The sequence below is a fragment of the Rhodanobacter sp. G1 genome, from assembly GCF_055397855.1.
In genome coordinates, this window is record NZ_AP039674.1 from 1,386,482 (window position 1) to 1,409,100 (window position 22,619).

A 22,619-nucleotide genomic window follows, 5' to 3' on the forward strand; every position below is an offset into this window, starting at 1 on the left:
GCATGGCTTGCGGTATGGAATGGCGCCTGATACGAATCGCCGGACGATTACGCATTGCCAAGGTAGAGGAGTCCCTATGCAACCCGCAGCACGCCTGACCGATATGCACGTCTGCCCCATGGTTACCGGCGTGGTGCCCCACGTCGGCGGCCCGATCTCGGGGCCGGGCGCGCCCACCGTGCTGATCGGTGGCCTGCCTGCCGCCCGGATAAGCGACATGGCGGTGTGCGTGGGGCCGCCGGACAGCATCGTCATGGGCTCGCCCACGGTCTTGATCGGCGGCATGCCGGCCGCGCGCCTAGGCGACTCCTGCGCGCATGGCGGCACCATCGTGTTGGGTTGCTTCACGGTGCTGATTGCGTGAGGAAGCCTGCGAAGCGGAATCCGTCCCCCGTCCCCGTTCGCCCGCCGGCCACGCTGGCTGCGATGCCCGCATGGCGCGCCGCGTTGCAGAACGCCATGCAGGCGCACCAGGCCGACGACCTCGATACGGCCGAGCGGCTATACCGCGAGGTGCTGGATCTGCGCGTGGCGCAGCCCGATGCGCTGCATTATCTCGGTGTGCTGTGCCACCAGGATGGCCGCAGCGACGAGGGCGTAGAGCTGATTCGCACCGCGCTGCGGATCACGCCGAAACACCCGGACGCGCACAACAATCTCGGCAACATCCACAAGGAATGCGGTCGCCTGCGCGAGGCGGAGGCGTGCTACCGCAAGGCGCTGGAATACGGCCCTCAGCACCACAACGCGCTGAGCAACCTGGCCGTGGTGCTGGAGGCGCAGCAGCGTCCGCAGGAAGCCTTCGAGGCCTTCGAGAAACTGCTGAAACTGGCCCCGCGTTTCGCGCAAGGCTATTACCTGATGGGGCTTTTCCTGCGCAACAACGCGCAGTGCTTCGAGCACATCGAGCAATCGGTGGACTGCTTCCGCGAGGCCTACGTACTGGAGCCGCGCTTCGTGCGGGCGCTGGAGGCGCTGAGCGTGTCGCTCTACACGCTGGGTCGGAAGGACGAGGCCAGGCAGGCCTATCGCGACTGGCTCGAGCGCGAGCCGGACAACCCCGTCCCGCGTCACATGTTGGCCGCCAGTGGGGGCGCCGAAGCGCCCGTGCGCGCGGGCGACGACTACGTGCGCGACACGTTCGACGGCTTTGCCGAAAGCTTCGACGAGCAACTGCTCAAGAACCTGGACTACCGCGCGCCCGAGGTGCTCACCGCCGCGCTGGCCTCGGTGTTGCCTGCGCCGGCGGCGTCGCTGGACATCCTCGACGCCGGTTGCGGCACCGGCCTGTGCGCGCCGCTGCTGCGCCCGCACGCGCGGCAACTGGTCGGCGTGGATCTGTCGGGCGGCATGGTGAAGAAGGCGCGCCTGCGCGGCGGCTACGATGCGCTGGAAGTGGCCGAGCTGACGGTTTATCTGCAACAGCAGCGGCAATCCTGGGATGTGGTGCTGTCCGCCGACACCCTGGTGTATTTCGGCGAGCTAGGCACGGTGCTGGCCGCGGCCCACGACGCCCTGCGGCCGGGCGGCCGGGTGGCGTTCTCGCTGGAGGCGGACGAAAGCGAGGACGACCGCGCCACGCTCACCGCCAGCGGCCGCTACCGCCACTCGCGCAGCCACGTGGCCAATGCGCTGGAACGCGCCGGTTTTGGCGACATCCGCATCGCGGAAGACAGCTTGCGCAAGGAATTCGGCCAGCCGGTTCGAAGCTGGGTGGTGCTGGCGCGGCGTGGCGGCGGGCTGCCGCCTACGCGAAGCAGTTAAAGTAGTTCCGGACTCTAAACCGACCCGCTACTCAACGCGGGGGGGGGGCGTCGGCGGGGCACAAACTTATCGTGGAGGACGTTCTGATGGCTGCAACGACCACGGGTAGCTCGACGTCGAGTGAAACCAAGGCCCAGGACATCTCGGTTGCTGACGGGTTTCGGATCACGAAGGCCGCTGCGGCGTGGAAGGGAACGCAGTATTCGTTGGTCGGTGCGCATTCGGTTAGAGGTGTAGGCGGCGACTGCAGTGGCTCGACCTGGCTCATATATGCCGCAGCCGGCTTTCCTTATGAGTACCAGGCCACCGGAACGTTTCTTGCCTACGTGCGCAAGACCGGGCGGTTTCGTGAACTGGGTGCCAATGAACGCCGGCAAGACGGCGACATCCTGTACTGGCCTAACCACATGGCGATCTACTCGACTTTCGCGATGGATCAGGCTGATGCCACCACGCCGCGTATCAACAAACAACATCATGCATGGACGCAGAAAAACGACATGTGGACGGCGTCCCACCCTGGCGGCCAGGTTTACGGGCCGGCTGAATTGCGTTTTTGGCGACCCGATGCACCACGTGTTTTCAGGTACGTAAAGTGAGCGGCAAGCTGCGGCAATATCTCCATGCAGTTCGTGTGGCTCTGCTTTTCGCAGGCTTGCCCTGGTTGCTGCCTCAAGCGTTGGCGAACGATGCGAGCAACGGCGTCATGCTGCCCGGCATGCAATCGTCTCCGTCAGGCAGTATCCGCGTGATGGCGGCTCGCGTCGTGTTGCGTGCGGACACGATAGCCGTATCGGTGACGACGGATGTGACACCCGGCGACCTCGGTCGTATCGTCATTCACGGGCCGCGATTCGGTTGGCTGGGTGAGGCCGAGCCATATCCCGAGCGACAATTTCCCGAATTGCAGGCCGCAGTCGACGGCACGCCCGTGGCCGTGACCAGCCATTTCTCGGCATTCGTGGGGTCAACCGATATCAGCGCGCTCCTTCGCGATGCGCGACTCGACCCTTTCGTGATCGCGCAAACGCCACCTTTTGTCAGCGTGGTTGCGGGGCATGAAATCGCCTTCAACCAACTGGCTGCGCTGGGTGGCATCCAGAAGTCCGACGATGGCAACCTGGCCCAATGGGAGGCGGCTCGCGATATCGAAGTGACGCTGGGCGGGGGCGGTCAACACTTGTTGGCATTGACTTATACGGCGCGACCGGCTTACGCGCTGATACCTTTCCGGCAATTGGCCACGAAGCTTCCGCTGGCTTCGTACTGCCTTTCCACGGCCATGCTTGCGCAGGTGCTCGGACGCTCGGCTGCCGATCGCTCGTTCGAGGTTCGGCAATATGCGGTGCCGGTGGGCGTCGACAACAAGCCGGTGGCGAAGGTGCGCGTCAGTGTTACGGCATCAGGCAAGCCCAAGGCCCGGCCAGCCTTGATAGCCTTTTGCGGCAGCGATGGGCGTGCGGTGATGGGTCGAACCAGCGACGTGTCGGCAGCACGGACGGATTCAAGGGGAGTCATACATATCCTTGCCATTCGCTAGTTGTCAGGCTGATGTGGCGGCTATTGCTACAGGCTGGTTCCGGCTTGTCGGCGCCAGTGAGGGCGTTAGCGGGTAGTTCGCTTTGATCGAGCCAGTGGCAGGCGGGGGCGAAAAGCCAGGAAGGTCAGTCACTTGGCGGCGTGATCGGCGAAATTCACGACCGATGACTCGAAGCGGCGGCCGATTGCGCATTACAAGTAGGAAAGGAGTCACTATGCCGCCTGCGACCTGCTTGTACCGACAATCTGTCTGCCTGTTGTCCGCACCAGCGTGTTCGCGGGGCGGCGGGGGGGGCATGCCGCCCGGTGCTTCCTTCATGAAGGGCCACTGTGGCCATCCCTTGACATTCCCCGGGAGCAATGGCGCATGAGCGACCCCGTTACCATCACTTCCAGCCAATGCGACAACTTGTTCTTTATCGGGATGAGCGCGAGCGAAGAGCTGGGCGAGCTGTTTCGGCTTGATCTGAAGTTCGAAAGCGAAGATTCCGGCATCGACTTGACCGCGCTGCTAGGCACGCCGATGACCGTGACGCTGTCGCTGGAAAATGGCTTCGAGCGGCATTTCAACGGCATGGTGTGTGAGGCGTCGCAGACCGGCGTGGCCACCATCGACACGCTGGTGTACGCGCAGTATGCAGTTACCCTGGTGCCCAAGCCGTGGCTGCTTGGGCAGTTGGTCGACTGCCGCATCTTCACCGAGATGACCGTGCCCGCGATCATCCAGAAGCTGCTGGAGGAATCCGGCTATACCGACGTCAAGAACAGCCTCACCGGCGACTATGCCAAACGCGACTACTGTGTGCAGTACCGGGAGGATTGCCTGACCTTCATCCACCGCCTGATGGAGCAGGAAGGCATCTACTACTACTTCACCCACGACAGCAGCAAGCACACCATGGTGCTGGCCGACGGCGTGGGCGCACATGCAGCCACCGCCACATTCAGGAATGTGCCGTTTTCGGCGGGTGCGGGCGGGGCGCTGGGTCGAGAGGCGACGATTGCCACGTTTGGGTCGATGCGCGGGGTGGATGGCGCGACGGTCAAACTCACCGACTACAACCCGCTCACGCCCAAGGCTTCGTTGCTTTCAACGCACACCAGTGACGGCAACCAACCGACGCCGACTCATAGCAGCTTCGATTTTCCCGGTGCGCACGGAGATGCTGGCGTGGGCCAACACTACGCCAGCGTGCGGGCCGAGGCGCTGACCGCTGCGCGTTCGAGTTGTCACGGCACCACCGACGCCTGCGGCGTGGAGGCCGGCAACCTGTTCACCTTGAGCAATTATCAGCGCAAGGAGCTCAATCAGGAATATCTGCTGACGGCCACCCAGAGCTATCTGTATAGCGGCGGCCGCGCCTCGGGCAGCGGCGGTCACCTTGAATTCCAGTGCCGGTTCTGGGCTATCCCCAGCAAAATTCCGTTCCGCAAGGCGCTCACCACGGCGAAGCCGAAGATCGACGGTTTGCAAACCGCCATCGTTACCGGCAGCGAGACTGACGAGGATATCGCTGTCGACAAGTACGGTCGGGTGCGGGTGAACTTCCACTGGAACATGCCGGACAAGCCGAACGCCAAGTGCTCTTGCCCCGTACGTGTGGCTTCGCCGTGGGCAGGCAAGGCCTGGGGCGCGGTGAGCATCCCGCGCGTGGGCCAGGAAGTGGTGGTGAGCTTCCTTGAAGGCGATCCGGATCGCCCGCTCATCATCGGCAGCGTCTACAACGCCGCCAACACCGTGCCCTACGGCCTGCCCGACAACAAGACCCAGAGCGGCATCAAGAGCCGCAGCCTGCTCGGCGGCACCGACGACTTCAACGAGCTGCGCTTCGAGGACAAGAAGGGCAGCGAAGACTTCTTCATGCACGCACAGAAGGACATGCACGAAGAGGTGGAGAACGACCACGTGGTGGCCATCGACCACGACGAGACGATCACCGTCAAGAACGACCAGACCACCACGGTCAAGCACGACCAGAAGCTTACGGTGGAGAACGACCAGACCACCGAGGTGAAGCACGACCAGACGCTCACCGTGGACAACAACCAGACCGCCACGGTGAAGAACAACCAGACGCTCACCGTCGACAACGACCAGACCGAGACGGTGAAGAACAACCGCAGCGTCACGGTGCAGAACGACGACAGCCTCAGCGTCACCAGCAACGGCTCCACCAGCATCGGCCAGAAGTTCAAGCTCGACGCCGGCACCGAGATCGACCTGGTCTGCGGCGCCGCGAGCATCAAGCTCACCAGCTCGGGCGACATCGAGATCAAGGGCGTCAACATCAAGATCAACGGCAGCATGTCGGTGAAGCTGGAAGGCGGCATGGAAGTCGGCCTCAAGGCCGGCATGAAGATGGACGTGGGCGCGGGCGTGGAGTTGAAGGTGCATTCCGACGCCATGCTGGAGATGCAGGGCGGCGCGATGACCACGGTGAAGGGGGCGATGCTTCAGCTCACCGGCTCGGGCATGGCAAAGTTGGGCGGCGGCATCACGATGATCGGTTGAGGGGGCGGTTCATGTCCGAAATCATGCAAGCAGCCATGCAGATGGATCTTTCGCCCGAGGGCAGCGCGCAGCTGCGCCCGGAGATGACCTCGCAGGCGGCGGTGCAGTCGCTGCTGGACGCCGGCGAATCGCAGGATGCGCTGAAGCTCCTGGCGCGGCTGCTGCCCAAGCGCTACGCGGTGGCGTGGCTGTGCCAGTGCGCGCGCGATCAGCCGCTGGAGCTGGAGGACAAGGCCGGCGCCTCGCTGGCGGAGAAATGGGTGCGCGAGCCCACCGAAAGCAACCGACGCGCCGCATTCGAGTTCGCCAACTCCGGCGGCTACAAGTCGCTGGGCGCATGGCTGGCCGCGGCGGCCGGCTGGTCCGGCGGCAGCCTGGCGCCGGCCGCGCAGGAAACGCCGGTGCCGCCGCCGGAACACCTCACCGCCTGCGCCACGGTGGCGGCGGTCAACATGATGGCGGCGCTGGTGGCCGAACGCTTCGCCGCGCGCCGCGCGGAGTTCGTCGCCCGCGCCCTCAGCCTGCTCGGCACCGGGGATGCCGCCGCTGCGGGCGCCAGGGGAGCGTGAGCGTGCCGATGCAGACACTGACATTGGAGGTACTCGGCCAGCAGGCCGCGCAATTCGGCAGCCGCAGCCAGAAATCCTTCCAAGGCAGCGGCGGCAGCGTGGGCCGTTCCGAAGATTGCGACTGGGTGCTGGCCGCGCCTGGCGTGTCGCGCATCCACGCCATGGTGCGTTGCCTCAACGGCATCTATTTCATCGAGGATCGCAGCACCAACGGCATGCTGCTCAACGGTGCGCCGCTGGCCAAGGGCGAACCCTCCGCGCTGAAGAACGGCGACCGCCTGCAGATCGACACCTTCGAGATTTCGGTGCAGGTATTGGCGCCCGCCGCGCCTGCACCGGTTGCCGCACCGGTTGCCGCACCGGCGCCCGTGGCCAGCGATCCGTTGGCGGACTTCGGCCTGTCCGACCTGCTCGCGCCCGTGGGCGCGCCATCCGCCGCCGCCGGCCCCAGCCTGATACCCGACGCCGCCGGCGCGATCGGCGGCGACCTCGACCCGCTGAGTTTCCTCGATGCGCCCTATGCGCCGCCGGCCGCGGCGCCCGCGCCGGCGATACCGGAGCCGATTCCCAGCTGGAACCACAGCGCGGGCATGGCCGACCATTTCCGTCCGCCGATCACCGACGTGCAGCGCCAGGCACAGATGCTGCCGGAAAACTGGGATCTGACGATGGGCGATTTCGCGCCCAAGGCGGAACCGGTCGCGCCCGTGGCGCCGCCGGTCGCGGCACCCGTCGCCCCGCCGCCGGCTGCGTCGTTCGCAGCCCCCACCGCCGCGCCCATGGCCGCCACCGGCCTGCCGCCGGAGCTGGAGCAGATCCTGCACGTGGTGGCCGACGGCGTGATGGACGTGCTGCGCGCGCGCGCCGAGATCAAGAACACCTTCCGTCTGCCGGTGACCATCATCCAGCGCTCGGAGAACAACCCGCTGAAGTTCGCGCCCACGCCGGACGAGGCGGTGCAGCGCATCCTCGCGCCCACCGGGCCGGCCTTCCTGTCCGGCAGCGCGGCGTTCCAGGACGCCTTTGAGGACATCCGCTGCCACCAGATGGCGATGCTGGCCGGCGTGCGCGCGGCGTTCGAGTCGCTGCTGGTGCACTTCAACCCCGACCGTTTCGAGCACGAGGCCGACGGCGGCGCCAAGCGCGCGGCTTTCGGCGGCAAGGGCCGCTACTGGGATCGCTACCGCGAGCACTTCGAGGAACTGATGGGCAATCCCGACGAATGTTTCCGCCGGCTGTTCGGCGACGAATTCGCGCGCGCCTATGAGGAGCAGCTGGCGCGGCTGAAATCGGCGCTGCGGGCAGGGCCGCGGCGCCCGTAATCCGCGGGCCGACGAGTACAACGACAAGCGAGCGAACGAATGACGCAGAACAACAAGGTGGTATGGAGCGAAGGCCTGTTCCTCCGGCCGCAGCACCTGCAGCAGCAGGAGCGCTACCTGGAGCGCTTCGTGGAATTGCGCGCCGGCAACCTGCGCCCGCACGCCTGGGGCTTCCACGAGCTGGAGCTGGAAACCGACCTGCTGGCCATCGGCAAGCTCGGCATCCGGCAGGCGCGCGGCGTGTTCCCCGACGGCACGCCGTTCGCGATGCCCGGCGACGATCCGCTGCCGCCGCCGCTGGACGTGGACGCGAACTGCCGCGACCAGACCGTCTACCTCACCCTGCCGCTGCGCTCGCCCACCCAGCCCGACAGCGGGCGGCCGGAAGCGCCGGCGGAAAAGCTGTTCCGCTTCCGCGTGCGCGAGGCCGAGGTGCGCGATGCCTCCGGCAGCACCGACGGCACCACGCCGCTGGAAGTGGGCGGCATGAGCGGCCGCCTGTTGCCGCAGTCGCAGCCGATGGAAGGGCTCACCCGCATGCCGCTGGCGCGCATCGTGGAATGCCGCACCGATCGTCGCGTGATGCTGGACGACGCCTTCATGCCCACCGGCCTTTCCACCCAGGCGGTGCCGCGGCTGGTGACCTTTCTCACCGAGCTGCTGGGCCTGCTGCACCAGCGCGGCGAGGCGCTGGCTAGCCGGGTGGCGCTGACCGACCGCGGCGGCGCGGCGGAGATCGCCGACTTCCTGCTGCTGCAGGTGGTGAACCGCTGCCAGCCCTTGATCGCGCACCTGGCCGAAGCGCCGCTGCTGCATCCCGAGGAGCTGTACCGCACGCTGGTGACGATGGCCGGCGAACTGGCCACGTTCACCGCGCCGGGCAAGCGCCCGGGCGCGTTGCCGCCGTATCGCCACGAGGCGCTGCGCGAGAGCTTCGAGCCGCTGATCGCCGCGCTGCGCGCCAGCCTCAGCGCGGTGATGGAGCAGACCGCCACGCCGATCCCGCTGCAGGAACGCAAGTTCGGCGTGTGGGTGGCGGTGGTGCCCGACCTCACCCTGCTGGACAACGCCGCCTTCGTGCTGGCGGCGAAGGCCGACGTGAAATCCGAGGAACTGCGCCGGCAACTGCCCGCGCAGTCGAAGATCGGCCCGGTGGAGAAGATCCGCGACCTGGTGAACCTGCAGCTGCCGGGCATCCCGGTGTCGCCGATGCCGGTGGCGCCGCGGCAGATCCCGTACAACGCCGGTTACCTGTATTTCGAGTTCGACCGCCACGCGGCGATGTGGCGCGAGCTGAAGACTTCCGGCGGCATCGCCTTCCATTTCGGCAGTGGCTTCGCAGGGCTGGACTTGCAGCTCTGGGCGATCAGGGGAGGCTGACGTGAACACTCCGAAAGGCCCGTTCGACGATGACGCGATGCGCGACGCCACCGTGGTGCGTCCGCGCGGCGCCACACCCGCGGCGACGCCCGCATCTGCGCCGGCCCCGTACGCGCCGCCGCCGGCAGCGCCCGCCTATGCACCGGCGCCGGCTCCTCGCGCGGCAGCGCAAGCCGCGCCGGCCGAGATCAGCGCCTTCCTCGGCGGCGGCATGAACCCGCTGGTGCAGGCGGCCAGCCCGCTGCTGCTGCTCTCGGTGCAACTACGCCACAGCGCCACGCCGCCCGATGCGGCCCGCCTGCGCGAGCAGACGGTGTCGCAGGTGCGCAAGTTCGAGGCGCATGCGCAACAGGCCAATGTTCCGCAGCAGACCGTGATGGCTGCGCGCTACGTGCTGTGCGCCATGCTGGACGAGGCCGTGCTCAACTCGCCCTGGGGCGAGCAGAGCGGCTGGGCGCAACAGACCCTGCTGGTGGTGTTCCACGGCGAGTCCTACGGCGGCGCGAAGTTCTTCCAGATCCTCGAACGCCTGAGCGCGGACTTCTCCAAGCATCTCGACCTGATCGAGCTGATGTACATCTGCCTCGCGCTGGGTTTCGGCGGACGCTACCTGATCGAATCGGGCGGCCGCGCCAAGCTGGCCGACATCCAGGAAGACCTGTACCGGCGCATCCGCGCGCAGCGCGCACCGGCGGCGCAGGAGCTGGCGCCGCACTGGCGCGGCATCCAGGACAAGCGCAATCCGCTGATCCGCTACGTGCCGCTGTGGGTGATCGTGGCCGCGGCGGCCTGCGTTCTGCTGGGCAGCTTCGTGTATTTCCACACGCGGCTGAACACGCTGTCCGCACCGGTCAGCGCGCAGCTGGCGCAGATCGGCCTGGAGAGCGCCACGCCGCCCGCGGCGCAGCAACTGGATCAGGCGCACCCGCCGCCCGCGCATCCCACGCTCAAGCAGTTGCTGGCGCCGGAGGAGCAGGCCGGCCAGCTTGCCATCATCGAGCAGGGCAACGGCCGCGAACTGGTGCGGCTCTCCGCCACCGGCATGTTCGCCTCCGGCGGTGTGGAGGTGGCCGATACCGAACTGCCACTGCTGCACAAGATCACCGCGGCACTGAACCAGGTGCCGGGGCGGGTGATCGTGGTGGGGCATACCGACGACCAGCCGATCCATTCGCTGCAGTTCAAGGACAACTTCGCGCTCTCCGCGGCGCGCGCGAATGCGGTGCTCAAGGTGCTGGGCGACGGCCTGGACAACCCGGGCCGGCTCGAAGCCAGCGGCGCGGGCGACTCCAAGCCCATCGCGCTGCCGCCGAACCTGCCGGCCAACCGCGCGCGCAACCGGCGCGTGGAACTGATGTACATCCCCGAGGGTTGAGCCTGTGGCCAAGTTTCTCAGCATGTTGAAAAGCGGCTGGTTCATCACCCTCGTCGGCATCCTGCTGCTGGCGGTGCTGATCTGGGTGGGCGGCCCCTACCTCGGCTTCGGTTCCTCGCAGCCGCTCACCAGCATGGCCGCGCGCCTGCTGCTGATCGTGCTGATCGTGGTGGTGTGGCTGGCGATCCTGCAGATCCGCGCGTGGCGCGCGCGCGGCAAGGCGCAGCAGATGTCCGGCGAGCTGGCCGGGCAGGGCGCGCAGGCCGACGACCGCAGCAGCGCCGAGCGCAACCAGTTGCAGGCACGCTTCCAGGAGGCGGTGGACACCCTGCGCAAGACGCGCCGCGGCAGCAACCTCTACGCGCTGCCGTGGTACGTGGTGATCGGCCCGCCGGGCTCGGGCAAGAGCACCCTGCTGCAGAACTCCGGGCTCAACTTCCCGCTGTCCGAGCGCTTCGGCAAGGAAGCGCTGCGCGGCGTCGGCGGCACGCGCAACTGCGACTGGTGGTTCACCGACGAGGCGGTGTTCCTCGACACCGCCGGCCGCTATACCCTGCAGGATTCCGACCGCGACGCCGATGCCTCGGCCTGGGCGGAGTTCCTCAAGCTGCTGCGCAAGTACCGCAAGCGCCGGCCGATCAACGGCGTGGTGATCGCGATGAGCATGTCCGACCTGCTCACGCTGGACGAAACCGGGCTGGCCGAGCACATCCAGGCGATCCGCCGCCGCCTGGAGGAGCTGGCCACCCACCTGCGCATCGGCGTGCCGGTGTACCTGAGCTTCACCAAGTGCGACCTGGTCGCGGGCTTCGGCGAGTTCTTCGACGACCTCAGCCCGGAACTGCGCAGCCAGGTGTGGGGTTTCTCGTTCCCGATCGACGCCACCATGGACGGCAGCGCGGCCCAGCGTTTCGGCGAGGAATTCGACCTGCTGCTGCGCCAGCTCGATACGCGCATCCTCGACCGCCTGCATGCCGAGCGCGACCGCAACCGGCGCGCGGCCATCCTCTCGTTCCCGCAGCAGCTGTCCGCGCTGCGCGACATCGCCAGGCGTTTCGTGGAAGGCGTGTTCACCGGCCACGCCTACGCCGCGCCGCCGCTGCTGCGCGGCGTCTACCTCACCTCGGGCACGCAGGAAGGTACGCCGATCGACCGCATGATGGGCGCGGTGGCGCGCACCTTCGGCGTGAGCGCGGAGCAACTGCATGCGCCCGGCGCGCAGCGGCGCACCTTCTTCGTCGAGCGACTGCTGAAAGAGGTGCTGTTCGGCGAGTCCGGCTTCGCCGGCACCAATCCCGCGCTGGAGCGGCAGAAGGTGCTGCTGCAGGTGGCCTCCTATGCCGGCGTGCTGCTGCTGACGGTGCTGCTGGTGGCGGGCTTTTTCACCAGCTTCGGCCACAACCGCGACTACCTCGCGCAGGTGCAGGCCGCGCTGCAGGCATATCCGGCGCAGAGCGACGTGGATGCGGCGACCACGCAGAAGGAATACTTCGCCCGCGTGCTCGCGCGGCTGGAAGGCCTGTCCACCGTGCAGGACGCGGCGAACAAGTACAAGGACGCCGTGCCGTTCGGCATGCGCTTCGGCCTGTACCAGGGCAGCGCGGTGGGCGAGGAGGTGCACGACGCCTACCTGCGCGAGCTCAACGGCCTGCTGCTGCCCGGCGTGGCCGCGCAGTTCCGCAGCGGGCTCACCGGCAATGCCGGCGATCCGCAGGCACTGTACTACTACCTCAAGGGCTACCTGATGCTGGGCGAGCCCAAGCACCAGAATGCCGACGAGCTGGTGGCGCTCACCGACATCGAGTGGCGCAAGGTGTTCCCGGGCGATACGGTGCTGCAGCAGGCGCTGTCCAAGCACTTCCACGCGCTGGTTTCGGAGCCGGGCCGGCTGCGCGCGCTGAGCCTGGATCCCACCCTGGTGGATCAGGCGCGCAACACGCTGCGCACCGCCGACCTGCCTACCCTGATCTACGGCAACCTCAAGCTGGGCGCCGGCAGCAACACGGACTATCCGCCGCTGCAGCTGGACAAGTCGCTGGGCCTGCTCGGCAACGTGTTCCTGCGCAAGAGCGGCGCGGCGCTGTCCGAGCCGATCCCGGCGCTGTACACGCAGCCGATGTTCCAGTACGAGGCCAGCAAGGGCGTGGCGCAGGCGGTGGATCAGTTCGCCAAGGACGACTGGGTGTTCGGCGCCACCAAGATCGACTCGCTGCAGAAGGCCCGCCTCGCCCAGCAGGTGATCGCGCTGTACGAGCAGGACTACATCAAGGCCTGGGACGGCCTGCTCGCCGACCTCGAACTGCAGCCGGTCGCCAGCATCCAGGACGCCAGCGCGATCGCCGCCAAGCTATCCGGCCCCAGCTCGCCGCTGAAGGCGCTGCTCAACGTGGTGCGCGACAACACCAGCGACATGATGAAGGCGCCGGCGCAGGACGCCGGGGACAAGGCGCTGGCCGGCGCGCAGAAGGCCGCGGAGAAGAAGGCGGAGCAGAAGCTCACGCAGAACGCGCTGGCCCGCGCGCTGGCATCGTCGGGCGCTGCCGCGCCCGCGGAACTGCCGGGCGCCGCGATTGCCGCGCACTTCGCCACGCTGGATCAGCTGAGCGCCGGCGCGCCGGGCGCCGCGCCCATCGACCAGACGCTGCAGGCGCTGGATCAGCTGGGCAAGACCCTGCTGACCATGACCGACTTCAGCAACGCCGCCGGCCAGCCCAATCCGCAGCTGTTGTTGGCGCAGCAGCAGGCCGCGCAGCTGCCGCCGCCGGTGTCCGGCTGGGTGGCCTCGCTCACCGGCAAGAGCGAGTCGCTGGTGGCCAGCGGCACCAAGGGCGCGCTGGGCGACCAGTTCCAGCAGGCGGTGGGCAAGGACTGCGCCAGCTTCGTGCGCGGGCGCTATCCGTTCTCGCCGGACAGCCGCACCGAGATCCCGCTGCAGAACTTCGGCGAGCTGTTCGGCAACGGCGGCAGCTTCGACGCGTTCAACAAGCAGACGCTGGCCAAGCTGGTCGACGCCAGCGGCAGCACCTGGCAGTGGAAGACCGGCCCTGGCGCGGTGGCCGGCCCGCCCGGCCTGCTGGCGCAGGCGCAGATGGCCGACGACATCCGCCAGATGTATTTCCGCGCCGGCAACGTGCCCGAGGTGGATTTCACCGTGATGGCGCCGCAGCTCGACGCCGGCATCGCCAAGCTGGAATTCGACGTGGACGGCCAGAAGTTCAGCTACCAGCCCGGCAGCGCCAGCAGCATGGCGATGAAGTGGCCGGGGCCGCAGCCGGGCCACGTCACGGTGTCGGCATGGGACGCCTCGGGCACCCTGCTCAGCACCTTCGACTACCAGGGCGACTGGGCGTTCTTCCGCGCGCTGCAGGCGGCGCACCTGCAGAAGCAGTCGGATCTGCGCTTCCTCGCCACGTTCAATTTCGGCGGGCGCACGGCCAAGCTGGTGATCCAGGCCGGCAACCTGAAGAACCCGTTCCTAAACACCGAAGTGCAACGTTTCCGGTGCGGGGGGTAAGCGCATGCCGAATCCGACAGGGGTGGGATTCTTCGGCAAGCTTCCCGGTACCGGGGATTTCGTGCAGCGGCGTTTGCCGGCGTCCTTCGTGGATGTGTGGGATCGCCATTTCGAGCAGGCGGTAAGCGCCAGCCGCGCGCGACTGGGCGACGACTGGGCGCAGGCCTGGCACGACGCCGCGGTGTGGCGTTTCGTGCTGGCGCCGGGCATCTGCGGCGAGCAGGCCTGGGCCGGCGTGACCGGCGCGGCCAGCGACCGGGTGGGGCGTTGTTTCCCCATGGCCATCGTGGCGCCGCTGGCCGACGCTGGCGCCGCCGGTGCGGCCCTGCGTAACGATGCGTGGTTCGCCGCCGCCGAACGCGTGCACCGCGAGGCGCAGGCCAGCGGCGAGGGCGTCGATGCGTTCGACGCGCGCGTCGTCGCGCTGCCCGATCCGCTCGTGCCGGCGCTGGCCGCGCATGCCGTGGTGCCTTCGCTGGACTGGCGCAGCGCCGGCCTGTGGCGCCTGCCGCTTGCGCTGGTGGCCGACGTGGACACGCTGTGCGCCCTGTGGGCGGAGCTGCCGCCCGGCCATGCGCTGTGGTGGACGCTGGGGGCGCCGCGCATGCCGGCCGGCGTGCTGGTGACGCGCGGCCTGCCGGAGCCGTCCGCGCATGCCGGCATGCTCGACGCGGCGCACGCCGACCTGCCGTGCCCACCGGCCATGCCGCCGGCCGCCGCGGCGGCATCGTCCGCGGAGCCGGCGCCGACGCCGGTGCGCCTGCCCGACGACCTTTCCGAGCTGTTCGCCGACCTCGCGCCGCGCCTCGACGCCATCGTGCCGTCGGCGAGCGAGCCCGACGCCTCGGAGATCACCCAGCGCGCCGTCGACGTGGGCGGCGCGCGCGTTCTGCACCGCTACGACTGCGCGCTGACCATGGTGGTGGCCGACGACGGAGCGCCCGACCCGCGCCGTCAGGCCGCCGCCGCGGTGAGCGAACTGATCGAACGCTTCGTGCCCAGCGATTTCGTCGCTGGCATGCAGGCATTGCGCACGCGCCTGCTGGTGCTGCACCCGCGCCTGCGCCAGCTCGCCGCCGAGCACGCCGAACCGGTGCAGGAGGATGGCGCGGTGATCGCCGTGCGCGTCACCGGGCGCTGGGCCGACCTGTTGCGCGTGGGCACCGCCAACGCGTGGCATTGGCGGGCAGGGCAGTTGCATCCGGTGTTCGCCGGCAGCGAGCCGCCGGCCGGCGATGCGGGCCTGGGCGGCGAGCTGGACGACCTGCTGTTCAGCCGCACCTCGCCGGTGGCGCCGGGGCTGGGCGCTCCCGCGCAACCGATCTGCGACGAGATCGTCCGCGAGATCGAGCCCGGCGACCGCCTGCTGCTGCTGGCCACGCGCAAGCTGGCGGAACTGCCGCCGCAGCTGCTGTCCGAAGCGCTGGCGCTGCCGTCGCCGGACGCCGCGTGCGCGCACATCGCCGCCGCCGCCAGACTGGGTTCCCATGCGGCGGGCTGGCCGCTGGCCGTGATCGAGGTGCAGCCATGACACTGCATTACCAATCCGCGGGCCGCACCGAAACCGGCAAGGTGCGCCGGCACAACGAGGACTCGATCCTGGTGCGCGACGACGTCGGCCTGTGGGCGGTCGCCGATGGCCTCGGCGGGCATGCCGCGGGCGACTACGCCAGCCAGATGATCGTCGAGCGCCTCGGCCGCCTCTCGCGCAACGGCAACGTGTTCGACTTCATCGAATCCATCGAGGACAGCCTGCAGCAGACCAACGCCGACCTGGTGGCCACCGCGCTGGAGCGCGGCAGCGACATCATCGGTTCCACCGTGGTGGTGCTGGTGCACGACAAGGACTTCATGCTGTGCGGCTGGGTGGGCGACAGCCGCGCCTACTGCAGCGAGGGAGGCCAACTGCGCCAGATCACCCGCGACCACGTGCATGGCGCCAAGGACGACGTCACCCAGTTCGGCGGCGGATCCGCGCCGCAGGCCGGGGCGGGGGTGCTCAGCCGCGCGGTGGGCGCCGAGGAACGCCTGTTCATGGACTGGGTGGTGGCCAGCAATCGCCCCGGCACGCAGTTCCTGCTGTGTTCCGACGGCATCAACAAGGAAATGGCCGACGACGAACTCGACCTCGAGTGCAGTCGGCACCCCGAACCGCAGGCCCTGCTGACGCGCCTGTTCGATCTGTCGCTGCAGCGCGCCGCCCGCGACAACATCTCCGCCGTGATCGTGCGCCTCCAGGACTGACCAGACTTAATCTTCATGACTTCTCTTGCCGAACTGATCGCCGATTACGAAACCAAGCGGATCACGCTGCCCGGATTGTTCGACGCGCTCGCCGCGCGCGGCGACGTGCCGGACGACACCATGCGCGAGGAGCACGCGCTGCTGGATGCCATGCTGGCCGATGGCCGCCTCGAGCCCATGCTGGCGCGTGCGCTGGCCGCCAAGTTGCGCAGCCTGCATCCGTCCGTCGTGCCGCCTGTGGCGGCGCCCGCGCCCGCCACGGACGACGACGCGACCCGGGTGAGCGTGACGCCGCAGCCGCCCGCGCCGCCCGCCGACGGCGACATGACCATGGTGCAGCCGACCTCGCGCCCGGCCGCGTCCTCCGGCGAGGCGGACGCCACCGTGGTCGCGCCCGCCTCGCACCGTCCCGCGCCGGAAGCACCGCAGAACACCGCCGTCACCGGCACCCAGGGCACGGCCTCCAGCAGCAGCTTCAACCGCTCCAGCTGGGAAAAGGTGGCCGGCGCCGAAGGCGGCGAGTTCGCCAGCGTGGGCATGCTGCTCAAGGGCCGCTTCCTGCTCGAGCGCGAGATCGGCCGCGGCGGCATGGGCGTGGTCTACGTCGCCCGCGACGAACGCAAGGTGGAGGCGCGCGACCGCGATCCCTACGTCGCGGTGAAGGTGCTGAACGACGAGTTCCGCCGCCATCCCGATTCGCTGATCGCGCTGCAGCGCGAATCGCGCCGCGCGCAGCTGCTGGCGCACGACAACATCGTGCGCGTCTACGACTTCGACAAGGATCGCACCATCGTCTTCATGACGATGGAATACATCGACGGCACCGACCTGCGCACGCTGATCCGCGAGCGCGCCTACAACGGCATGCCGTTGGCGCAGGCGCGCCCGCTGATCGAGGGCATGGGCTGGGCGCTGAAGCGCGCGCACTCGGCCGGCATCGTGCACTCCGACTTCAAGCCCGGCAACGTGATGGTCACGCGCGACGGCGTGCCCAAGGTGTTCGACTTCGGCATCGCGCGCGCCGGCAAGCACCTGAACGAGGCCACCGGCGAGGAGACCGTGTTCGACGCCGGCACGCTGGGCGCGCTCACGCCGGCCTACGCCAGCCTAGAGATGATCCAGGGCAAGGAGCCTTCGCCCGCCGACGACATCTACGCGCTGGGCTGCGTCACCTTCGAGCTGCTCACCGGCAAGCACCCGTTCGACAAGGTCAGCGCCGAAGTGGCGTTGAAGGAGGGCCGCAAGCCGCCGCCGGTGCCGGGCCTGACCAAGCGCCAGTACAAGGCGCTGTGCGACGCCGTGGCCTTCCACGGCGAACAGCGCCTGCAGAGCGCCGCCGAACTGATCGAGGGCCTGCGCGACATCAGCCTGCGCGAGCGGCTGGTGCCCTGGCTGGGCTACGGCGCGGTCGTCGCCGCGGTCGTCGCCGGCGGCACGTGGGGAACCGTCAGCTACCTGCACAAGCACCACATCACGCGGGTGATCGCGCGCTTCGCGCCCACCGACGCGCACCGCTACGCCAACGAGAACGAGGCGATCAAGGCGCTGGACGGCCTCGACGAGGACGACCGCAGTCGGCTGGTGCTGAGCCAGGGCGAGGCGATCCAGGACTTCCTGCTCGCGCGCATCGACACCTACTGGGATCCGTCGAAGAACCGCTACGACTTCGCCGGCGCGCAGCACGTGTTCGAGCTGCGCGACCAGCTCAAGCTGTATTCGCCCAAGCTGGACGCGCGGCGTACCGAGGTCACCCAGCAGAAGAACGACCTGCTCAATTCGCTGGATACCGAGCTGTCGCAGCGCATCGCCGCCGGCGCGATCTTCGAGAACCAGCCTGACAACGCGGTGTCCACGCTTGACCGCATCCGCGCCATCGACCCGCACAGCGCGCTGCTGCACAACGCCGAGCTGGAGCTGAAGTACGACATCGCCATCGGCCAGTCGATCGGCGCCGGCCATGCCGACGAAGCGGGCAAGCAGCTCGCGCTGGCCACCCGCCTGTTCCCCGATTCGGCGCGCCTCAAGCAGCGCGCGGCGCAACTGGCGGCGCTCGCCGCCGCCGCGGCACCTGCCGCGCCGGCGCCCGGCGCGGCGGTGCAGAGCATCCCGCAGGCGCGCAGCGCGCTGGCCGCGTTGCTGGCCGCGCCCTCGGCCAATGCGCAGTGGCAGCAGTCGGTGGCCGCCGCCATGGTCGCGCTGCATGGCGACCAGTCGCCGGAAACGCGCAAGCTGGTGGATGGGCTGGGCACGGCCATCGCGGGCGTCGCCGGCCAGCAGACCGATGCCATGCACCTGCCGCAGGATCTGGCGCTGGTGAACTTCGGCCTGCAGTACGCGCCGCAGTCGGCGCCGCTGCTCGCCCAGCGCGACAAGCTCGCCGCCCTGCAGACCCAGGCGCAGGCCGAGCTGGATCGCGAGGCAGCCACGGCCGAGGTGGAGTCGCGCATCGAGTCGGTACGCCAGGCGGCCGCCGCCAACGACAGCGCCAAGGCGTTGGAATCGCTGGCCCGCATCCGCACCCTGCAGCCGGACAATCCCTTCCTCGCCAAGGAAGGCCCGCAACTGGTGGCGCAGGCCTATCTGGGCCAGGCCGATGCGCAGTTCCAGCGCGGCCGGTACACCGCCGCGTCGAACGTGCTGGCGCAGGCGCAGAAGGATCTGGGCAGCCGCAGCGACCTGCGCAACGCGCAGGCGCGCTACGAACTGGCCGCCGCGCTGCTGAAGGCCAACGGCCGCCCGCTGGTCGAGGCCGATTACCAGCGCCTGCGCGGCCAGTTGGCCGCGGCGCGCAAGGCCGATGCGCAAGGGCTGGCCGATCTGGAATCCGCGCTCAAGCAGCACGGCCGCTTGCCGCAAGGCGACCTGTCCAGCCTGCTCGACAGCCTCAAGCCCAGTGCCACGGCGGCGGCCGCCACGCCGGCCGCACCGCCACCGGCGACGCCCACCGCGCCCGCGCAGGCGCCGACAACGCCGACGGCGGCCAACAAGCCCGCCGCCGGCACCGTCGCCACCACCAAGCCCGAGGCGGGTGCCACCGGTACGGCGGCCCCCGCGGCGGCCAACGCAAACGCCGGCGCCGCCGCCGGCAACGATCCCTGCGCGCGTCCCGAACTGGTCGGCAAGGGCCGCGCCTGCGTGGACACCCTGGGCAGCAACGGGCGCGGCCCGGCGCTGGTGGTGGTGCCGGGCATCAGCGGCGGCAAGCCGTATGCGATGTCGCGCACCGAAGTCACCATCGGCGAATTCAACCGCTACTGCCGCGCCACCCATGCCTGCAGCGAAACCTCGCCGGGCGACCGCGACGCGGCCGGCCTGCCGATCAGCAACATCAGCCTCGCCCAGGCCAAGGCCTATGCGCAGTGGCTGAGCAGCGCCAGCGGCTACACCTACCGCCTGCCGAGCGATGCCGAATGGACGCATGCGGCGCATGCCGGCAGCGGCTGGAAGCAGGCGCAGGATAGCAACTGCATCCCACCCGGCAGCGACGACAGCAGCGGCGGCAGCCCGATTTCCGCACTGGGCCGCGAAGCCAATCCCTGGGGCCTGGTGAACATGTCCGGCAACGTCTGGGAGTGGACGACCAGCGGCGGCGGCGTGATGGTGCGTGGCGCCAGCTACAACAGCTATTGGTCCGATTGCACGGTGGACGCCAGCCGCAGCGACAGCGGCAGCGCGCAGAAAGACGTCGGGTTCCGGGTATTGCGGGAGCTGAAATGAGCGAGCGTGAGCAGCGGGTCAACCAGGGCCTTCGCGTGCTGGACGAGGCCCATTACAGCGGGCGCATCAGCCGCGAGGAATACCGCAAGCGGCGCCGCCAGTTGCTTGGCTCGCTGTGCGACAGCCACGGCGTCACAGCCCGCAATACCCTGCGCACCCGCACCACCCAGCAGGGCGTGCGCATCGCCGCCGCGCCGGCAACCCCCTTGCCGCCCGCTTCCGCCGTTCGCCGTGCCGTGGCTTGGAAACCGCTGCTCGCCTTTGCCTGCGGCCTGCTGGCCTGCCTGCTGCTGCTGTACTGGCTGATGCGGGTGAACTGATCCGCTGGCTTGCAGGCGGGCAAGGTGGGGCGCGGCGGATCGCCAGCCGGGCCATTCCCGGCGCTGGGGACAATCGGGCGATGGACGGCAGGCAGGGCAGGTCAAGAGGACATATCGCCAGACATCCTAAAACGTGATGCTAGTCACATCGATTTCTGGTGGAACATGCTAGCCCGACTTGGGGTCGCTATCCATTCCAGGGCGCTCGGAGGAGAGGGAAAACGCTGCGCGCATCGGTTGCCGGGCTTTCCGCCGTGACCGGAAATCGCGCCGTTTTGCGCATTGCAAGCCAGGGATAGTCCGGTTTTGTGACTTTCGATTACGTGAAGGGGATTGCCGTGCGCAGGGTTTGTCTGGCAGCCGCGTTGGCGCTGATTCTGGGAACCGGGGAAGCGTGGGCTCAGGCGGCGGGCGGCAGCCCGCCGCAGATCCTCGTCAGTGGCGTGCCGGCCAATGCCGGGCCGGCGGCGCAGTCCACCGTGCAAGGCATCATCGACCACGAATACCAGCAGGCGATGGCGTCGGCCGGGAAAGGCGTCGCGCTGAATGCGGCGCAACTGCAGGTGCTGACGGCGCGGATCACCGAGGCGCTGCACAAGGCCGGTTTTGCCGATGCGCATGCCTACCTGCCGGAGCAGGTGGTGGCCTACACCATGCACGTGCCGGGAGCGGCGAACAACGTGGCGGCCGCGCCTGTCGAGGTGCAGCCTGCAGTGATCCCGCCGCCGCCGCCGCCACCGCCGCCCGATCGCGTGGTGCCGCCACTGCGGGATCGCGACGAAGGCAGCGCGCAGACCCAGCAGATTGTCGTGAGCGGCTTTCGCGTGGACGGCGTCGGCCAGCACAAGAAAGACGGCATCACCCCGGCCAGCATCCAGGCGCTGGCCGACGCGCAGTTCAGCAAGCTGGGCGGCAGCGCGACGCAGCCGGTCAAGCTCGGCTTCGACCAGCTGCAGGGCGTGGCCGACGTCATCACCAAGCGCATCCGCGCCGCGGGTTTCGTCCTGGCCACTGCCTACCTGCCTGCGCAGACGGTGGGCGAAGACCGCGTGGTGCACATCCACGTGCTGGAAGGCGAGATCGGCCGCATCATCGTCAAGGGCAACAAGCATTACCGCGCCAGCGTCATTGCGGCGCCGGCCGAGAAGCTGCGCGGCAAGGCGCTGCAGAACAGCGCAGTGAGCACGGCGCTGCTGTACGACCGCGACTTGCCGGGCGTGTCGGTCAGCGCCACCTTCCAGCCCGGCGAAACGACCGGCGCCACCGACCTCATCATGGTGGCGCGCGAAACCAAGCCCTACACCATTACGCTGGGCGCGAACAATTACGGCACCGAGCTGACCGGCCGCTACCGCGCGCAGGCCGGCATCACCTGGAACAACCCGCTGGGCATAGGCGACAGCCTGGCCGCCAACGTCGATTACGCGCTGGATCCGAGCCAGAACGTATTCGGCTCGCTGAGCTACCGCGCGCCCACGGTGGTGGTGCCCGGCCTGAGCGGCGTGCTGGGCGCCACGCGCAGCGAACTGCAGATCAATTCCGGCGCGTTCGCCAACCTGCACGTGAAGGGGCCGAGCACGTCCTACTTCGGCGGCGCCGACTGGAAATTCGTCAACAACACCGACCTGAAGATGCTCGGGTCGCTGCACCTGATCCGCGAGGAATCGAAGCTGGAACTGGGCGGCTTCAACTTCCCGCTGTCCGACGAGCGCTTCAAGCTGGCCGAGCTGGGCTTCGGCATGGAGCACACCGACAAGCGCTTCAACGGCGTGGATCTGCTGCAGGTGAGCGTGCGCAAGTCGATCAGCGACGACTCCAAGCAGCCTGACCTGGTCAGCCCGGATCATTCCACCAGCTTCCTGTCCGAGCGCTTCTCGTATACCCGCCTGCAGTTCCTCACCAAGACGCAGCGGTTGTACTTCAAGTTCAACGGGCAATACAGCAAGGACGTGCTGGCGCCGCTGGAGCAGTTCGCCATCGGCGGCCCGGACAGCGTGCGCGCCTACCCGATCGCCGATGCGCTGAGCGCGCGCGGCTATTACACCTCGCTGGAATACCACGTGGACGCGCCGGGCTTCAGCGCCAAGCCGTCGCCGTTCCACGGCCGGCCGTGGCGCGAGTTGCTGGAGGTGGAAACCTTCCTGGACTACGCGCGCGGCTTCCCGGTGGCGCAGGAGCGCGCCAGCGGCCTCAAGCCGGTGACCTACAGCGGCGTGGGCGCGGGCTTCATCTTCCGCCTGCCGTTCTGGCACCACCTCGAATTCCATTTCGACGGCGCCGTGCCGCTGGGTAGCCAGGATGCTTCGGACAAGCACGGCTACCACGTCTACGCCCGGTTTGGCCTCACGTTCTGACGGACAACG

General features: G+C 68.6%; 15 protein-coding genes. All 15 read left to right on the forward strand.

Going from position 1 to position 22,619, the window contains the following annotated elements; all coding sequences use genetic code 11:
• Positions 1-76 precede the first annotated feature (76 nt).
• The 15 genes from ACZ5Z2_RS06325 to ACZ5Z2_RS06395 all read left to right on the forward strand — a co-directional run bounded on the left by ACZ5Z2_RS06325 (position 77) and on the right by ACZ5Z2_RS06395 (position 22,610).
• Positions 77-364, forward strand: coding sequence for a PAAR domain-containing protein (locus ACZ5Z2_RS06325; RefSeq protein ID WP_464761105.1), 288 nt, complete (start codon positions 77-79; stop codon positions 362-364).
• A gap of 62 nt (positions 365-426) precedes the next feature.
• Positions 427-1,764 (forward strand): tetratricopeptide repeat protein, encoded by a 1,338-nt coding sequence (locus ACZ5Z2_RS06330; RefSeq protein ID WP_464761106.1) that lies wholly within the window; start codon positions 427-429, stop codon positions 1,762-1,764.
• 86 nt (positions 1,765-1,850) lie between these two features.
• Positions 1,851-2,363 (forward strand): hypothetical protein, encoded by a 513-nt coding sequence (locus tag ACZ5Z2_RS06335; RefSeq protein ID WP_464761107.1) that lies wholly within the window; start codon positions 1,851-1,853, stop codon positions 2,361-2,363.
• Positions 2,360-3,304: a hypothetical protein gene (locus tag ACZ5Z2_RS06340; protein WP_464761108.1), complete on the forward strand. Its 945-nt coding sequence runs from the start codon at positions 2,360-2,362 to the stop codon at positions 3,302-3,304. Before ACZ5Z2_RS06335 ends, ACZ5Z2_RS06340 begins: the two co-directional genes overlap by 4 nt.
• A gap of 366 nt (positions 3,305-3,670) precedes the next feature.
• On the forward strand, positions 3,671-5,815 hold the full coding sequence (locus tag ACZ5Z2_RS06345) for a type VI secretion system Vgr family protein (protein ID WP_464761109.1): 2,145 nt from the start codon (positions 3,671-3,673) through the stop codon (positions 5,813-5,815).
• 11 nt (positions 5,816-5,826) lie between these two features.
• Positions 5,827-6,384, forward strand: coding sequence for a DUF6931 family protein (locus ACZ5Z2_RS06350; protein WP_464761110.1), 558 nt, complete (start codon positions 5,827-5,829; stop codon positions 6,382-6,384).
• Between the two features lie 2 nt (positions 6,385-6,386).
• Positions 6,387-7,706 carry a type VI secretion system-associated FHA domain protein TagH gene (tagH, locus tag ACZ5Z2_RS06355; RefSeq protein WP_464761111.1) on the forward strand — a complete coding sequence of 440 codons (1,320 nt, stop codon included), beginning with the start codon at positions 6,387-6,389 and terminating at the stop codon, positions 7,704-7,706.
• A 39-nt stretch (positions 7,707-7,745) separates the two neighbouring features.
• Complete coding sequence (gene tssK, locus ACZ5Z2_RS06360; protein ID WP_464761112.1) at positions 7,746-9,086, forward strand: type VI secretion system baseplate subunit TssK; 1,341 nt, start codon at positions 7,746-7,748, stop codon at positions 9,084-9,086.
• 37 nt (positions 9,087-9,123) lie between these two features.
• Positions 9,124-10,461, forward strand: coding sequence for a type IVB secretion system protein IcmH/DotU (icmH, locus tag ACZ5Z2_RS06365; RefSeq protein ID WP_464761672.1), 1,338 nt, complete (start codon positions 9,124-9,126; stop codon positions 10,459-10,461).
• Between the two features lie 22 nt (positions 10,462-10,483).
• On the forward strand, positions 10,484-13,975 hold the full coding sequence (gene tssM / locus ACZ5Z2_RS06370) for a type VI secretion system membrane subunit TssM (protein WP_464761673.1): 3,492 nt from the start codon (positions 10,484-10,486) through the stop codon (positions 13,973-13,975).
• Between the two features lie 4 nt (positions 13,976-13,979).
• Positions 13,980-15,506 carry a type VI secretion system-associated protein TagF gene (tagF, locus tag ACZ5Z2_RS06375; RefSeq protein ID WP_464761113.1) on the forward strand — a complete coding sequence of 509 codons (1,527 nt, stop codon included), beginning with the start codon at positions 13,980-13,982 and terminating at the stop codon, positions 15,504-15,506.
• Positions 15,503-16,219 carry a PP2C family protein-serine/threonine phosphatase gene (locus ACZ5Z2_RS06380; protein ID WP_464761114.1) on the forward strand — a complete coding sequence of 239 codons (717 nt, stop codon included), beginning with the start codon at positions 15,503-15,505 and terminating at the stop codon, positions 16,217-16,219. Before tagF ends, ACZ5Z2_RS06380 begins: the two co-directional genes overlap by 4 nt.
• A gap of 15 nt (positions 16,220-16,234) precedes the next feature.
• A complete protein-coding gene (locus ACZ5Z2_RS06385) occupies positions 16,235-19,936 on the forward strand; it encodes a protein kinase domain-containing protein (protein ID WP_464761115.1) in 3,702 nt (1,233 codons plus the stop codon).
• On the forward strand, positions 19,933-20,256 hold the full coding sequence (locus ACZ5Z2_RS06390) for a hypothetical protein (protein ID WP_464761116.1): 324 nt from the start codon (positions 19,933-19,935) through the stop codon (positions 20,254-20,256). The genes ACZ5Z2_RS06385 and ACZ5Z2_RS06390 overlap by 4 nt, the downstream gene beginning before the upstream one ends.
• 308 nt (positions 20,257-20,564) lie before the next feature.
• Positions 20,565-22,610 carry a ShlB/FhaC/HecB family hemolysin secretion/activation protein gene (locus tag ACZ5Z2_RS06395; protein WP_464761117.1) on the forward strand — a complete coding sequence of 682 codons (2,046 nt, stop codon included), beginning with the start codon at positions 20,565-20,567 and terminating at the stop codon, positions 22,608-22,610.
• Positions 22,611-22,619 lie beyond the last annotated feature (9 nt).

Coding starts and splice junctions, on each gene's coding strand:
- tssK (WP_464761112.1), top strand. CDS start 7,746: ATGACGCAGAACAACAAGGTGGTATGGAGCGAAGGCCTGTTCCTCCGG.
- icmH (WP_464761672.1), top strand. CDS start 9,124: ATGCGCGACGCCACCGTGGTGCGTCCGCGCGGCGCCACACCCGCGGCG.
- ACZ5Z2_RS06380 (WP_464761114.1), top strand. CDS start 15,503: ATGACACTGCATTACCAATCCGCGGGCCGCACCGAAACCGGCAAGGTG.
- ACZ5Z2_RS06335 (WP_464761107.1), top strand. CDS start 1,851: ATGGCTGCAACGACCACGGGTAGCTCGACGTCGAGTGAAACCAAGGCC.
- tagF (WP_464761113.1), top strand. CDS start 13,980: ATGCCGAATCCGACAGGGGTGGGATTCTTCGGCAAGCTTCCCGGTACC.
- ACZ5Z2_RS06385 (WP_464761115.1), top strand. CDS start 16,235: ATGACTTCTCTTGCCGAACTGATCGCCGATTACGAAACCAAGCGGATC.
- ACZ5Z2_RS06330 (WP_464761106.1), top strand. CDS start 427: ATGCCCGCATGGCGCGCCGCGTTGCAGAACGCCATGCAGGCGCACCAG.
- ACZ5Z2_RS06325 (WP_464761105.1), top strand. CDS start 77: ATGCAACCCGCAGCACGCCTGACCGATATGCACGTCTGCCCCATGGTT.
- ACZ5Z2_RS06350 (WP_464761110.1), top strand. CDS start 5,827: ATGTCCGAAATCATGCAAGCAGCCATGCAGATGGATCTTTCGCCCGAG.
- tssM (WP_464761673.1), top strand. CDS start 10,484: ATGTTGAAAAGCGGCTGGTTCATCACCCTCGTCGGCATCCTGCTGCTG.
- ACZ5Z2_RS06390 (WP_464761116.1), top strand. CDS start 19,933: ATGAGCGAGCGTGAGCAGCGGGTCAACCAGGGCCTTCGCGTGCTGGAC.
- ACZ5Z2_RS06345 (WP_464761109.1), top strand. CDS start 3,671: ATGAGCGACCCCGTTACCATCACTTCCAGCCAATGCGACAACTTGTTC.